This is a genomic window from Chloroflexota bacterium, from assembly GCA_016235055.1.
Classification (GTDB): domain Bacteria; phylum Chloroflexota; class Anaerolineae; order JACRMK01; family JACRMK01; genus JACRMK01.
Window position 1 is genome coordinate 1 of sequence record JACRMK010000085.1, and the last position, 14,898, is coordinate 14,898.

Below are 14,898 nucleotides of genomic sequence, written 5' to 3' on the forward strand. Positions count from 1 at the left end.
CCGGTGCGCCCCTACCGGGTATGACCCCCATCACTGGTATGCGCAAGACGTAGGGGCAGACCTGCGTGTCTGCCCTTTGCACGTCACGCAGGCGCACACGCCGGTGCGCCCCTACCGGGTATGACCCCCATCACTGGTATGCGCAAGACGTAGGGGCAGACCTGCGTGTCGGCCCTTTGCGCGTCACGCAGGCGCACACGCCGGTGCGCCCCTACGTCATCCCGGCAATTCCTGGGTGCCCCCCATCCCCGGCCGCACGATTGAGCCGTTTAACGAGCATCAGCACGTTGCCGCCATGCGGGTCGGTCGTGTAACGCAGTTCGTCGGTCAGGTGGCGCACGAGATGCCAGCCAAGCCCGCCGATTGGCCGCGCTTCCCAGTCGCTCGTCAGGTCGGGCGGCGGCGCCTGCGCGGGGTCGAACGGCTGCGCGCGGTCTGCGATCGTCAGCGTCACGCGCGACGGCTCGCACGCGACCACGACGCGCAGCGGGCCGGGCGGCATCCCGGCGTAGCCGTGGCTGACGATGTTCGTGGCCACCTCGTCAAGGACGACCAGCCAGTCGAAGACGGCCGCCTCGGGCACGCCCGCGCCGCGCAGGGTCTGCTCGACGAAGTCGCGCAGGCGGTCGAGGTTTTCCGGCCGCGCGTCGACGGTCAGCGCAGGCCACTCAGCCGCATCGCCGCCCGTCATCGTGTTAAACGCCGAAACTGGCCACGGCGGCATCCACCGTCGGGAAGTTCTTGAGAATGCCGGTGAAACCACTGAGCTCCAGCACTTTGTAAACGCCGCTCTGCGCAGCCGCCAGCCGCAGATCGCCGCCGTGCTGGCGCACGTCCTTCACCGCAGCGAGCAGAGTACGCAGGCCGGCGCTGCTCGTATAGTTGAGCGCCGACAGGTCGGCAACCAGATGATGCTGCCCGGCCGTGATTTGCGCGCTCAGGAACGCGCTCAACTGCGGAGCGGTCAGCGTGTCCATGCGGCCACTGACGGCGAAGACGAGTACCGTGCCGCGCTGCGTGCTTATGATTTCCATGGTAGGGCGCTCCTGGCGTGCGGGTGGCACATGCAAGTGCGCCGGCACGCGTGATGCGGCTGATTATATCACCACGAAAAATGCAGACCAATCAGACAATAGACGATGCCGCACAGATCGACGCCAATTCAGCCTGGCCCACACATAGAATAGACTGCATAGTCCGCGGCCTCGACCGTTGATTCAACAGTCACGGTGATGTCGTCCTGACCGCGCAATTCATGCTGCGTGAAACGGACTGGCGGCAGTTCCTACACGCCATTCAGCAACTGGTAATCTGGCATGGCGCCCTCGTCGACACAAAGCTTAAAACCAGTTTGCCAGATTATGGCTAACCTGTTTCCCGTTAAAGTCGGGAGAGCCATCGACTGGCAATCCAAACACGCCCACCCGCCCGCTCGCAGGACGGACGTGTAGCTTACGCACGTTGGCCGAAAGCGCGGTTGACGCCTTACACGGCGCCCGCAGCGGGATTCGCTCGTATGCTATAATCCCTCTATGTCCGATTTACCGACAATTCGCTGTAGCATCGGCATCACAGCTTATAACGAGGAGAAGAACATTGGCCGCCTGCTCGATGCGCTGCGCGAGCAGGAGCTGCTGCACGTCGTTATCGGCGAGATCATCGTCGTTGCCAGCGGCTGCACCGACGGCACCGTGGATGTGGTGCGCGCCCGCATGGCGACCGACCCGCGCGTCAAGCTCTTTACGCAGGAGAAGCGCGAGGGCAAGACCTCTGCGATCAACGTCTTCCTGGCCAACGCGCACGAAGAGATCTGCGTGCTGGAAAGCGCCGACACGCTGCCCCGCTCCGATACCATCGAAAACCTCGTCAAGCCGTTCTTTGACTCGAAGATCGGCATGACCGGCGCGCAGAAAGTCGCCGCCAACACGCCCGACCACATCATCGGCTACTTCTCGCACCTGCGCCTGAAGCTGGAGCATTCGCTCTGCCTCGAAATCCCGCGCCTCGGCGAGTTGATTGCCTTCCGCAAGGTGCTGGACGGCATCCCGCGCGACGTCTCCATGGACGAAGCGTTTGTCGAGGCGATCGTCATCCAGCGCGGCCTCGAAGTGCGCTACGCGCCTGATGCCGTCGTGTTCAGCATGGGCCCGCAGACCGTCAACGACTTCATCGTGCAGCGCCGGCGCAACTACGCCGGGCACCTGCACCTGCGCCACAAATACGGCTATCGCGTCTCGTCGCTGGACTCGGGCCGCGTCATGCGGCTGGCGTTCGAGGAGATCTGGGGTGCGGTGCGACTGATCGGCGTGCTGGGTGTGCTGGCGACGGTGGAGTTCTGGGCGCGCCTGCTCGGCACCTACGACTACTATTTCCGCGGCCGCAAGCACGAAGTCTGGGAGATTGCCAAGACGACCAAGCAGTTCGATGCCGACCCGGCGCAGGCGGCCACCGATTCTCCCGGCGAACTGGGCAAAGGAGCGGCCCGATGACCATACGCGAAGCGCCGCTGATGCGGCTCCAAATGACCTACGACGAGTATCGCCGCTGGGCCACGGAAGACGTCCTCGCTGAATGGATCGATGGAGAGGTCTTCGTCCATATGCCGCCTAAAGAGATCCACCAACGCATGGTCAAGTTTCTGGAGCGCTTGCTCGATCTCTTTGTCCGCCTGTTCGATCTTGGTCTGGTGCGTATCGCGCCGTTCGAAATGCGGATCGGCGGCAACGCCTTTGAGCCGGACGTGTTTGTGCTCAAGCGAGAGAACTGCCACCGACTGACCGATGAGCGACTCGATGGCCCGGCCGACTTGGTCATCGAAATTGTGTCGCAGGGCAGCGTCGGGCATGATCGCGACGTGAAGTTCCGCGCTTACGAGGCCGCCGCCATCCCCGAATACTGGATCATCGACTCGCGGCCCGATCATCGCCGCGCCGATTTCTACCGCCTCGACGAGCACGGCATGTACCGGTTGTTTGCCACCGAGGACGACGAGCAGGTGCGTTCCACCGTGCTCACCGGCTTCTGGTTCAAGCCGGCCTGGCTCTGGATGGACGATGCGCCCGCCCCGCTCGATGCGCTGTACGAAATGGCCGGCGTGCCCGGCGACCTGGCCGCACAGGTGCAGGCTGCCCTGCGCAAGGGACTCCAGCCGGACGCCTGATCACCGCGCATGCGACAACATCTCTTCACTGCGTTCAAAATCATCATCAGCGTCGGGCTGCTCGGCTTTCTGGTCTGGCGCGTCGGGCTCGCCGAACTCGCCGCCATCGCCGCCTCGACCGACTATCGCTTCCTGCTGGCGGCCATCGTGTTGTGGACCGGCTCGGTCATCTTCAGCGTCTGGAAGTGGGACGTCATGCTGAAGGCGCAGGGCATCCAGGTCCCGTTCCGCGCCCTGATGGCGCACTACTACATCGGCCTCTTCTTCAACAACTTTCTGCCGATGGTCGGGCAGGACGTGGTGCGCGGCTACGGCATCGCGCGCTACACCGAGCGCGCGCACGAAGTGGCCATATCGGTGCTGGTCGACCGGCTGGTCGGGCTGATCGCCTTCATCGTCGGCGGCGCGGCTATGAGCGTTGTCATTGTCACGGTGTACGGCCGCACCGACATGACGCAGTTTGCCGTCATCACCTGCGTGATCGCGGCGGGCGTGCTGGCGGCGTTTGCCATGCTGCTGAGCCGCCGCCTGCGCGGGCTGGCCGAGGTCCTGTTTCACCTGCCGCTGCTCAAGATCATGCTACCGACCTACCAGAAACTGTCGGAGGCATTCCTGCCCTACCGGAACAATCTCGGCGTGCTGGTTTTCGGCTGGGTGCTGGCCACGCTTTCGATGGTGGACACGCACTTCGTCAACTGGCTCGTCAGTTTCGCCGTCAAGGCCGACGTCGGGCTGGAGTACGTCTTTCTTTTCAATGCCCTGGTCGTGTTCGCGCCGCTGATCATCCCGTCGCTCGGCGGGCTCGGCGTGACGCAGGGCGCGTTCGTCGTCCTGTACGCCACGCTCGGCAAGGCGACCACCGACGAGCACGCCTTCGCCATGGGCCTGATGATGCAAGTCGTGGTCATCCTCTCCTCCCTGCCAGGCGCGCTCGTCTGGCTCCAACAGCGCGACCGCAAGGGCGCGTAGGCCGCCATCGCCGGAAAGCGCCGGCCACTCCCATGCTGCTCGCCATCGACCTCGGCACCGCCGCCCTGAAAGCCGGTCTGTTCGACGCGGACGGCCACCCGCGCCGTGTCGTGCGCCACGCCTACCCGCTGCAGCGCACCGCCGACGGCGGCGCGGAACAGCACGCCGCCGATTGGTGGAGCGCGCTATGCGACGCCACCGCCGAGCTGTTTGCGCACGACCGCCCCGGGGACGTTACGGCGGTTTGCGTCATCGGCCAGGGCCCCACGCTGGTCATCTGCGATGACGACCTGCGCGACCGCGCCCCCGCCCTGACCTGGGCTGATACGCGCGACCATGCGGAGCGTCGCCGCCTGTCGGCCATGCTGGGCTACGACGTCTCGACCTATGCGCTGCTGCCGCGCATCTCGTGGCTGGCGCAGGCGCAACCGGCCGCCTTCGGGCCCGGCGCGCATGTCATGCAGGCGTACGATTTCATCGCCGCACGCCTCGCGGGGGGACCGTTCGCATCGCAGTTCGGCGCGTGGCCGCCGTTCTCCACGGATGAGTTCGCGCGCGCCGGCCTGGATCCTGCCTGGATTCCGCCGGTGCACACGATGGGCACGGTGGTTGGCGTCACGCGCGGCGCGTGGCACGCGCAGTCCCATCTGCCGGCGGGCATCCCGGTCATCGCCGGCGTGTACGACTCCGTCTCGACGACGATCGGCGCGGCGCTCGTTGAGCGCGGACGCGCCTGCGACTTCGGCGGCGGCTCCGGCGGCTTCGGCGTCGTCTGCGACGCGCCGCTGTCCGGCCCCGGCGTCGGCGCGTGGCCCGGCGTGGTGGACGGCCAGCACCTGATTGGCGGCGCGACCGCCAGCGCGGGGCTGACCATGGACTGGTTCGCGCGCACCTTTGGCGGCCGTGAAGAGTTTCGCAGCACGCTGGCGCAGGCTGCCGACGTGCCGTCCGGCGCCGAGGGGCTGATCTTCCTGCCATACCTCGCCGGCGAGCGCGCGCCGCTTTGGGACGATGAGCTGCGCGGCGCGTTCGTCGGGCTGGCGCTGCATCACCGGCGTCCGCACCTGGCGCGCGCCGTGTGCGAAGGCATCGCCTGCGGACTGCGGCACATCGCGCAGATCGTCGCGGCAGCCGGCGGCCATACGGAGGAACTGCGCGTCTGCGGCGGCACCGCACGTTACGAACTGCTCAATCAGATCAAGGCCGACGTGCTCGGCGTGCCGGTACTGGTGCCGCGCGTGGTCGACGCCTCCCTGCTTGGCGCGGCGATCATCGCGGCGGTCGGCACCGGCCGCTACGCCGACTACGCCAGCGCGGCCGAGCGCATGGTCCATATCGAGCGCGGGCTCAGGCCGGACGAACGGGCACACACCGTGCACGACGCCCAGTTCGATGAGTTCCTGCGCCTGACGGCGCTGCGCATTCGGTAGCGTCTACTTCCCATGACCCGGTCGCTTTCCACCGCCAGCCTCAACCAACGCCGCGAGGCGCGCTACCGCCGCAAAATGAACCTGCGCGTCAAGACGCCAGACGAGGCCGTGGCGTGGATCAACGAGGCCGGCTTCTCGTTCCTCTTTCCGATCCAGAACGTCGAAATGCCGTCGCTGTGGGATGCCATCGCCGGGCGGGTCAAGGAAGTCACAAGCGAGCATCACGGCTACGAGATCGAGCGCACCTGGGGCTGGAAAGACGCGTTGATGGACAAGCAGCGCTGGTATTACGGCAAGTTGCTGCGCGTCAAGGCGACGATTGTCGCGCTCGATTTCCTGCCGAACTTCTACGCGCTCAGCGAGAACTACGGGGACTACCAGCACGACTATCTCGAAGTCTACCGCGACGGGCGACTCTCGGCGGAGGCCAAAACGATATACGAGGCGTTGCTCGCGCACGGCGCGCTGGACACGGTGCGCCTGCGCAAGGAAGCGCATATGGCCGCCGAGAGCAGCAAAGCGCGCTTCGAGCGCGCGCTGACCGAGTTGCAGACCGATCTCAAAATCCTGCCGGTCGGCATCGCGGAGGCGGGTGCGTGGCGCTACGCGTTCGTGTACGAGGTGTTGCCGCGCTGGCTGCCCGGCGTGCCGCTCGCCGCGCAGTCGATCGGCCGCGCCGATGCGCGGCGAGCGATCCTGCACCGCTATCTGCAGAACGTGATCTATGCTGCGCCGAAGGCCGCCGCGCGGGTGTTCGGCTGGTCGCCGGCCGACACGCTCAAGGCGGCCGAGTCGCTGGCCGCCGACGGGCTGATCCAGCTCGATGCAGCCATCAATGGCATCGCCGAACCGCAGATCGTAGCGGCGTAGGCTTCAACTCGCCGCCGGCATGTTCCACGCCACGACGAGCATCCACAGCATAACCGCCAGCGCGAGCAGGCGCTCGGCCAGGCCGAACAGCGGCCAGTGTGCGGCCCACACGAGCGCAGCAAACACCAGCGCGGCCAGCGCGAAGAGCGCCAGCGCGCGCAGCAGGCCACCAATTGGCGGCCAGCGCGGGTCGCGCGGGATGATTGGCGTCAGCACGCCGGTCGCCACAGTCATGGCAGTAAACGCGACGATCGCGGACGCGCGGTGCGCCCACCCGCCAGGCGACAGCGGCAGTTCGATCGTCGGCACGTCGGGCGGGATGAGCGCGGTGATGCCAAATCCGATCGCGGTCACGATCAGCAGCGCCTGACTCCAACGCGTGGCGCCCGACACCGCCAGCACACGCGGCAACCGGTGCGCGAACAGGGCCAAGGTCAACGCCGCCACGAGTATCGCCGCGCGTGCGATCAGGCTGTAATCGCCGTTCAGGTACTGGCTGATCGTGCGCGCCAACGGGTCAATATCGGGACGCAGGACGTGCAGCAGCGCGATAGCGCCGCCCGCAAACAGTAGCAGCGCCGCCAGCGGAACCGAGAGCCGGTTTCGAATTGATGTCACAGTTGTCTCCTCACGAGGAATAGATTGGAACCGGCGCGCCCGCGAGACCCGACGCCGAAACGCGCGAGGCTGCCCGGCGCGCCATACCGCTATTGTAGCGGGTGCAGCGTCTCAAGGCAACGCATGCGTGAGCGAAATTATGGTAGAGTAGGCGCCGGCCACATGAAATTCGTGTTACAATGGGGTCGGTTGACGAAACGCGCACGGCACCCTGGGGAGGGAAAGATGACTGCCGAATCTGCGAGCCGCCACGGCTACCTGTTGCTGGCGGACATTTCCGGCTACACGTCGTATGTGGCCGGCACCGAACTCGACCACGCCCAGCAAATCTTGAGCGATTTGCTGGAAACCATCATCGAGAAACTGACCTCGGTGCTGACGCTCTCCAAGCTGGAAGGCGACGCCGTCTTTTGCTACACACCGGAGAGCCACGTCCAGCGCGGCGAAACGGTGCTGGAAGTCGTCGAGAGCGCGTACTACGCCTTTCGCGACCGTGCCGTATCCATGCGCCGCAGCACGACCTGCACCTGCAAGGCGTGCAGCGCCATCCCGACGCTCGACCTCAAGTTCATTGCCCATCACGGCGACTTCATCCTTCAGAGCGTAGCGAACCGGATTGAACTGATCGGTTCGGACGTCAATCTCGTCCATCGTCTGCTGAAGAACCATGTCGCGGAGGCCACCGGCTGGCGCGGCTACGCGCTTTTCACCGAGCGCTGTCTTGAGCACATGGGCACGCGCCCCGACGAACTGCGCTCGGCGATCGAAAACTACGAGCACCTCGGCGACGTGCAGACCCACTGCATGGATCTGCACCCCATGTACGAGCGGATGCTTGCCCAGCGACGCGTGCAGGTCACGCCGCAAGAAGCGCTCTACACCTATGTCGGCGAGTTCGACGCGCCGCCGCCCGTGGTATGGGACTGGCTCAATGACGTGCAATGCCGCGGGCAGTGGATGCCCTATGGCTTGTGGAGCGCATTCCTGCGGCCCGGCGGCCGGCGCGGCGCGCCGGGCGCGCGCAACCATTGCGCGCACGGCAAGGGCGTGATGGTCGAAACGGTGCTCGACTGGCGCCCGTTTGAGTACGTCACCGTCGAGGCCATCGACCTCGGCAAGACGATGCGCCGCACGATCCATTTTGAGCCGCTCGATGGCGGCACACGCACGCGCACGACGCATTTCGTCACGGCGGCGAAGCTGCCGTTGCCGCGCCTGATTATGAAGCCGCTCTTTGCCCGCGCCATGGAGACGGAGCTCAAATACACCGAGTCATTTCAGGCCGCCGCGGCGATGCTTAAGGAAACCTACAAGCCGGACGGCCCCGCCGCGTAACCAGCCGCATCCGCCGGCGCGCCGCGACTGCCCGCGCGGTCACCGTCGCTCGTTCAGACCCGAAGGGTTTCTGGCGTGTTGTTCGTGGTGGGGGCGTTCCCGCAAAACCATTCGGGTCTGCGCCATCATTCAACCCGGTCCGGCCAGCACCGGACCACTATGCGAGACGCAATCCTCCGAAAGTCACCTGCTGTACCCGAGCCGCAAAGTAGTTGCAGTCCGTCAATGCCGTTGCTATAATCGCTGGGATAGGTGATTCCCACGCGAAAGGCGACTGAATGAACTTCCTCTCCCATCTCGAATGTCCCAAGTGCAAGACTCGGCACGACGCGCACAAGCCGCAGAATCTGTGTGTCAATTGCGCCGCGCCGCTGCTCGTCCGCTACCGGCTCGACGAGGCGAAGCACGCGCTGGCGCGCGACATTGTGCGCGACCGCCCCCGCTCGATGTGGCGGTATAAGGAGCTCCTGCCGGTGCAGAACGACCGCAACATCGTGTCGCTCGGCGAGGGCTTCACGCCGATGCTGCCCGCCGCCGGCACCGGCAAGGCGATCGGGCTGGCGCATCTGATCATCAAGGACGAGGGACTGAACCCGACCGGCACATTCAAGGCGCGCGGCGCCAGCGCCGGCGTCTCGCGCGCGAAGGAGCTCGGCATCCCGGAAGTCGCCATGCCGACGGCGGGCAACGCCGGCGGCGCATGGGCCGCGTACTGCGCGGCGGCCGGCATCAAGGCGCACATCGCCATGCCGCAGGACGCGCCGGAGATCAACAAGCTGGAGTGCCAGATCTATGGCGCGGACCTGACGCTCGTCAACGGGCTGATCAGCGATGCCGGCAAGTTGATCGCGCAGGGCGTCAAAGAGCATGGCTGGTTCGACACGGCGACGCTGAAGGAGCCTTACCGGATCGAAGGCAAGAAGACGATGGGCTACGAGATCGCGGAGCAGTTGGGCTGGCGCTTGCCCGATGTGGTCATCTACCCGGCGGGCGGCGGCGTCGGCATCATCGGCATCTGGAAAGCGTTCGGCGAGCTGGTCACGCTCGGCTGGGTATCACCGAAACCGGTGCGTTTCGTGGTCGCGCAGGCGGCCGGCTGCGCGCCGCTGGTGAAGGCATTCAAAGAGCACCGCGCCGACTCGGAGTTTTGGAACGGCGCGGACACGCTCGCTTCGGGGTTGCGAGTGCCGAAAGCGCTCGGCGACTTCCTCGTCCTGCAGGCGCTGGCCGAGAGCGACGGCACCGCGATCGAGGCAACCGACCCGGAGATGCTGTCGGCGATGAAGCTGGTCGCTCGCGCCGATGGCATGTTCATCTGCCCGGAAGGCGCCGCGACCATCGTCGCCGCGCAGAAGCTGCGCCAGTCGGGCTGGCTGAAAACCGGCGAAGAGGTCGTGCTGATCAACACCGGCGCCGGCCTGAAATACCCTGAGGCCACGCGCGACGCCGTGAAAGCCTGACAGATCACGCTCGTTCAGTCTGCAGACAGATAATCAAAGCCCCGCGAGGCCAACAAACCTCGCGGGGTTTTCCTGTCATGTAGTGAAGAGCCATTCCAACCGCTAACGGAAAGACGGAATTGGCGACTCCAGATTATTTATACTGTTTCACTTTGCTCATGCCCTCATGTTTGTTACGCGAATACTGGATTTGCCCCCTCATCCCCTGCCCCTTCTCCCCCACAAACCGGGGAGAAGGGATACTCCTGCGGTACACACTCTGTTCGTTCGCAACGGCAAATTGAGAATTGCTGCCAGCGACCCCCTGCAGTTGCAGAATCCGAAATGTCGCTCTACAATCTGCCGGTCTGTCAATCCGCGACACGGAAGGACGGTCGCGTGCCAATCGACCGTCGCCGTTGCGGGAATCAATTACCCAGGGAGGGTAACGATGGCGATGATGAAAGCCGTGCGCATCCGAGAGTATGGTCAATCGAGCGTGCTGCACTATGAGGACGCGCCGCTTCCCAGCGTGCGCGAGGGCGACGTGCTGGTGCGCGTGCATGCGACCAGCGTCAATCCGTTCGACTGGAAAGTGCGCGCGGGATATCTGAAGGAATACATTCCGCTCACGCTGCCCACCGTCGTGGGTTGGGACTTCTCGGGCATCGTCGAGGCCGTCAGCGCCGGCGTCACGACGCACAAGGTCGGCGACGAGGTCTACGGGCTGGGCGATGTGATGCGCGACGGCGCCAGCGCGGAGTATATCGCCGTGAACGCGGCCCGCGCGACGCCGAAGCCGAAGTCGTTGAGCCACGCCCATGCAGCGGCAGTCCCGTTGGCCGCGCTCGCGGCCTGGCAGGCGCTCTTCGAGCATGCGGACGTGAGGGCAGGCGCGCGTGTGCTGGTGCACGCCGCCGCGGGTGGTGTCGGCAGTTTTGCGGTGCAGTTGGCAAAGTGGAAGGGCGCGTACGTTTTCGGGACGGCCTCCACACGCAATCAGGAGCTGCTGCGCTCGCTGGGCGTGGACATGCCCATCGACTACACGACCACCCGGTTCGAGGATGTCGCGCGCGACATCGATGTGGCCGTGGACACGGTCGGCGGCGACTACGAAGAACGCACGGCGCGCATCTTGAAGCCGGGCGGGATGCTCGTCTCCATTATTAGCCCGACCGCCGTCCCGATCGCCGAGGCGTTCGGCGCGCGCGGCAAGTTCTTCGGCGCGCAGAGCAATCACTCGCACCTATCCGAGATCGGCGCGCTGCTCGATGCACAGACGATCAAGCCGGTCATTGACCGCCTCCTGCCGCTGAAAGAAGCGGGCGCCGCGCACGATCTCGTGGCCGGCGGCCATACGCGCGGCAAGGTCGTGCTGCAGGTCGTGGCGTAGGGTTCACTGCCGAAAAAGGGAGGAGCCGACCGGTCTGGTGACCGGTCGGCTCTTTTTCATACACGCCGCCCGCGCCATGCGGAGCGCGGTTGGCTAGCCTTCGTGGTCCAGGACGAGTTCCCCCACCGCTCCGGGCGGCACGCCGTGCGCCGGGTCGTGCCCGACGCCTTCCAGGAAGTTCTTCCTCATCCACACGTCGTGCGGGTCCGTCGACTTCATGAAAGCTTCCATCGCCTCGGGCAGGTTGTCCGCCTCAAGGTAGACGACGAGGACGTGCTTGCCGTTGACCTCGTGGAGCCACGCCTTCTCCCGCTTGTAGCCATGCTTGGTGCGCGTGCGGTGATGATGGTGCTTCTGCTCCTCGCGCGTTTCCTTGCCCCATTGCCGCAAGTGGTCCACCTTGTCTTCTGCGACCGGAACCAGCATTGAGATAGATGCCACGACTCCCTCCCCTTAAAGTGAAATTTGCCGTGCCACGGCAAGTTTAGTGAATGTATCAGCCCGTGGAATCTTTGTCAAACGCCCGTTTACCAGGCTCGGGAAGCCACTGCGCGGAGTGATGGTCAGTGCGGCGACACATCGCTAACGCGCACGCCGAGACGTTTGGCCAGTCCTTCTTTGCCCCAGCGCATGACGACGTTATGGTTGTAAACGAACGCCGGCTTCAGCAGCGGTGCAAACGTGTTCATCCACGGTACATTGGTGCGCACCGTCCAATCGTATTGCAGCAGCGTCCCCGCGCCGTCGCGCGTGAACGTCCAGAGGCCGGTGCCTTCGAGTTCGCCGCGCGCCTGTCCCTCAATGATATGTAGCGGCTCGATGCGGGTGAGCTTGATGTCAAACGTGAAGCCGTATGGCAACTGCGTGCGCCAGGTCAGGCGCAGGTCGCGGCCAAGGAACATCGGCGGGTCCCCTTCCGACAGCATCTGCACCCGCGCCACAGCGCGCCACCACTGCGGCCAGTTGGGCGAATCGACGATGACGTCCCAGACACGCTCAAGGGGCGCGGCAATCTGCCAGCGTGTTACAAACGAGTAGTCAGTCATTGTGCTGACCCCTGCGCCATGAGCAGTCGGCCCAGCCAGATCCACCAGATGGGGCCGGCGATAACCGACGTCAGACCGCCGGAAAGGAGGATGAGTGGCTGAATGGACAGCGCGGTTGCAACGAACAACACGATCAGCAGGATGGCATTAGCCATTCCCAGCACGCCAAGATTGCGCGGCAGGGTAGCATTGTGCGCGATCCGCCAACTGAACAGGAACGAGACCAGTCCGACCACGCCAAAAGTCGCCACGCCTGCCGGATCCACCTGCGACGGGAGCAGGCGCGCGGCTTCGATCGCTGCGCGCGCGGGCGCTTCCGCCGTGCGCAGGGCATTGACCAGCAGTGCTTGATAAACACCATGCGTCAGTGTCACGAACGCGGCCGCAATGCCCAGCAGCAGCGCCCACAACGCATATCCGTCTTCGCCGCTGCCCTTTACACGCTGGTACAGCGCGACATAGGCGGCGCTGGAGAACACGCCGCTGGCCGCCAGAATACTCCAACTGCCGAACGCGCCAATGAACGGCGACTGCGGCTGAATCGCGAGAAAGAAGACCGCATAGGCGATCGAGAGCACGCCGACCAGCACCGCCGCCCACCCACCGAGCCGCGCAAACGATTTGTCCACAATTCCCCCTTCGCTTAATGGATTCGACGAGACGCGCGCCACATATTCGACAGGCATCGCATCCAAACACTCATACGCGCTTTGCTTCCGGCCCGGCGTCTGCGCTGCCTTCAGTCGCCATGCGCTCGGAGAGGCGGCGCGGCGCGCAGTCGTAGCTCGGCTTATACTTGTACAAACCGTCGAGCATCGCGGGAAACCGTTTCTTCATGATCGGCCGCGGCCGCGGCCGCGGCAGCTTCACCAGGTCAATGTAATGCCTGGTGCGCGTGCGGCGGCCGTCGTCCAACGCTTCAAACGTGATCGTGCGCCGCATCGCCGTCCCGCCATCCGTCATTTCGGACGTGATGTAGTCAAAGGGCCGGACGTCGAGCAGCGTTTCGACCGACGTGCCCTTGCCGTGGGCGCAGTGGTTGACCGCGCCTGGCGCGGTGCGTCCGCCGGGCCGGTGCTGCGCACCCCAGGTCAGACCCGGCGCCCACAGGTTGCGCAGGGCCGGATCATTCAGCCATTCCCAGACGCGCGACGGCGGCGCATCGAACTCCGCCATATAGGTATACAGCGCATCGGCCGCTGTCACGACGACCCGCCGGCGGGCGCGCAGTTCATCGCACAGCGCGCGCAGGTCGAGGCTGAAGGTGTCCACCGTGCCGAGGTATTCGTATTCCTCGGCGATTTGCCGCAGGCCGTCCGGCGACAGCCCAATGTGCGCCAGGCTGGGCGCGGTGAACAGGGCATAAGCCCGCCAGCCCGTCTGCTCGACCACGTGGTTCTTGAGCAAGCGGTGCGCCAGGTTCACATCCGAGCCGACCAGTTCGCGGGCGCCGGCGACCGTCTGCACGGCGAAATCGCCGTGATGGGTAATGAACTTCAGGTCGAGCGTGCCGATCGCGCGGCAGGCATTGCAGGTGCAGGTCGTGCTGTGGCGGATCGAATCGACCTTGTCGCGGAACGCCAGGTAGGTTGCTTCGATCATCTCCAGCACAGTCTCGCCGCGCCGGAAATCGGATTCGAGCCCGTAGCAGAATACGCAGTCGCCTTCCAGCTTGGATAGCGTCATGCCGCCTTTGAGCCGCCCGACGATCGTTTCCAGCAGTTCGCTCAGGATTCCCTGTGCGTGATCGAGCTCTGTGCCGGCCAGATATGACGTGTAGCCCGAAATGTCCGCCAGCAGGAGGTAGCCATGTTGGGTTGAGGTGCTCATCTTCATGCCTCGCGCTGCGCGCTCCCAAGTCGGCTAACAAGCTTCTGGAAATACTCCGTGCTACCGCCCGACCACGCTTTCATCAGCTGAGACATGCACACGCCGATCGTAGAGCAGATCGCGCCAGCGACCAGCGGCCACCCGGCGAGTGCCATCATGACAAACTCCCCGGCACTGACCATGGCACAATCACACAGTTGTACGGGCAACGCCACAAGAGGAAGCGACAGCGAAGGCTCGAAGCGCGCACGCGGACTGGCCGCGGCAAATCGGGTCGTAAGCGGAATGGTCGGCGGGTAGACGCCGTCCGTGTGGCACCACATCATCCCCCTCCCAGAAGCCTCTGTGCGCCAGTGTCCAAGAGACGGCGGAATTATAGCACGCTCGCGGCACATTGCGAATTTACTGGCGTAATCGCGCAGGGCCATTCAATTGTCATAGTGCATCAAGAAATTCCGAGGAAGCGGGCGCTGAGCGGCACACGACGCCGTCGAAGCGCGCGCATTTTCTTGCCCTTCGACAGGCTCAGGGCACGCTCGCTCAGTTCGTCAAGCGACTTTTGAATCGCCCTGGTAATCGCGGCAGTTCTCGTTTTGGAGTCTGGCCGCCAGTATCGCCCCCCTCTCATCCCCTGGCCCCTTCTCCCCCGCGCGCGGGGGAGAAGGGGCAAAGCTAACGGGGAGGTGCGCGGCGGCTGCGCCACCGCGCACCTCCCCTTGGATTCTCTCCCCCTCCCAACTTCGTTGGGAGGGGGTTGGGGGGAGGGCAGCAACAGCGACTCGTCGAACCGGTTTGTATGACAAGCACT

At 65.0% G+C, this 14,898-nt stretch carries 15 protein-coding genes; 8 read left to right on the top strand and 7 right to left on the bottom strand.

Annotated elements, in window-relative coordinates:
* Positions 1-211: 211 nt before the first annotated feature.
* Entirely contained in the window at positions 212-724 is a 513-nt protein-coding gene (locus HZB53_20425; protein ID MBI5880022.1) for an ATP-binding protein, read from the bottom strand.
* Positions 696-1,034, bottom strand: coding sequence for an STAS domain-containing protein (locus HZB53_20430; GenBank protein ID MBI5880023.1), 339 nt, complete (start codon positions 1,032-1,034; stop codon positions 696-698). Before HZB53_20430 ends, HZB53_20425 begins: the two co-directional genes overlap by 29 nt.
* 498 nt (positions 1,035-1,532) lie before the next feature.
* Here HZB53_20430 and HZB53_20435 point away from each other — a divergent pair, with 498 nt between their 5' ends.
* The 5 genes from HZB53_20435 to HZB53_20455 are packed head-to-tail and all read left to right on the top strand — an operon-like array spanning position 1,533 to position 6,429.
* The gene (locus HZB53_20435; protein ID MBI5880024.1) at positions 1,533-2,489 is read left to right on the top strand and encodes a glycosyltransferase; all 957 of its coding nucleotides are present in this window, start codon (positions 1,533-1,535) and stop codon (positions 2,487-2,489) included.
* A complete protein-coding gene (locus HZB53_20440) occupies positions 2,486-3,160 on the top strand; it encodes a Uma2 family endonuclease (protein ID MBI5880025.1) in 675 nt (224 codons plus the stop codon). Before HZB53_20435 ends, HZB53_20440 begins: the two co-directional genes overlap by 4 nt.
* A gap of 9 nt (positions 3,161-3,169) precedes the next feature.
* Entirely contained in the window at positions 3,170-4,129 is a 960-nt protein-coding gene (locus HZB53_20445; protein ID MBI5880026.1) for a flippase-like domain-containing protein, read from the top strand.
* A gap of 32 nt (positions 4,130-4,161) precedes the next feature.
* Positions 4,162-5,559, top strand: coding sequence for a hypothetical protein (locus tag HZB53_20450; protein ID MBI5880027.1), 1,398 nt, complete (start codon positions 4,162-4,164; stop codon positions 5,557-5,559).
* Between the two features lie 12 nt (positions 5,560-5,571).
* Entirely contained in the window at positions 5,572-6,429 is an 858-nt protein-coding gene (locus tag HZB53_20455) for a winged helix DNA-binding domain-containing protein (GenBank protein MBI5880028.1), read from the top strand.
* A gap of 3 nt (positions 6,430-6,432) precedes the next feature.
* Here HZB53_20455 and HZB53_20460 read toward each other — a convergent pair whose 3' ends face one another.
* Complete coding sequence (locus HZB53_20460) at positions 6,433-7,047, bottom strand: DUF998 domain-containing protein (protein MBI5880029.1); 615 nt, start codon at positions 7,045-7,047, stop codon at positions 6,433-6,435.
* A gap of 225 nt (positions 7,048-7,272) precedes the next feature.
* On the opposite strand from HZB53_20460, the gene HZB53_20465 reads away from it, so the two are divergent.
* The 3 genes from HZB53_20465 to HZB53_20475 all read left to right on the top strand — a co-directional run bounded on the left by HZB53_20465 (position 7,273) and on the right by HZB53_20475 (position 11,214).
* Complete coding sequence (locus tag HZB53_20465) at positions 7,273-8,382, top strand: DUF2652 domain-containing protein (protein ID MBI5880030.1); 1,110 nt, start codon at positions 7,273-7,275, stop codon at positions 8,380-8,382.
* 278 nt (positions 8,383-8,660) lie between these two features.
* Positions 8,661-9,842 (top strand): threonine synthase, encoded by a 1,182-nt coding sequence (locus HZB53_20470; GenBank protein MBI5880031.1) that lies wholly within the window; start codon positions 8,661-8,663, stop codon positions 9,840-9,842.
* 439 nt (positions 9,843-10,281) lie between these two features.
* The gene (locus HZB53_20475; protein MBI5880032.1) at positions 10,282-11,214 is read left to right on the top strand and encodes an NADP-dependent oxidoreductase; all 933 of its coding nucleotides are present in this window, start codon (positions 10,282-10,284) and stop codon (positions 11,212-11,214) included.
* 93 nt (positions 11,215-11,307) lie between these two features.
* On the opposite strand, the gene HZB53_20480 is transcribed toward HZB53_20475, so the two are convergent.
* The 4 genes from HZB53_20480 to HZB53_20495 all read right to left on the bottom strand — a co-directional run bounded on the left by HZB53_20480 (position 11,308) and on the right by HZB53_20495 (position 14,090).
* Positions 11,308-11,655 carry a hypothetical protein gene (locus HZB53_20480; GenBank protein MBI5880033.1) on the bottom strand — a complete coding sequence of 116 codons (348 nt, stop codon included), beginning with the start codon at positions 11,653-11,655 and terminating at the stop codon, positions 11,308-11,310.
* A 122-nt stretch (positions 11,656-11,777) separates the two neighbouring features.
* Complete coding sequence (locus HZB53_20485) at positions 11,778-12,260, bottom strand: SRPBCC family protein (GenBank protein ID MBI5880034.1); 483 nt, start codon at positions 12,258-12,260, stop codon at positions 11,778-11,780.
* Positions 12,257-12,946, bottom strand: a complete 690-nt coding sequence (locus HZB53_20490; GenBank protein ID MBI5880035.1) for a hypothetical protein — start codon at positions 12,944-12,946, stop codon at positions 12,257-12,259. Before HZB53_20490 ends, HZB53_20485 begins: the two co-directional genes overlap by 4 nt.
* Before the next feature lie 13 nt (positions 12,947-12,959).
* Positions 12,960-14,090, bottom strand: a complete 1,131-nt coding sequence (locus HZB53_20495) for a DUF2652 domain-containing protein (protein ID MBI5880036.1) — start codon at positions 14,088-14,090, stop codon at positions 12,960-12,962.
* Positions 14,091-14,898 lie beyond the last annotated feature (808 nt).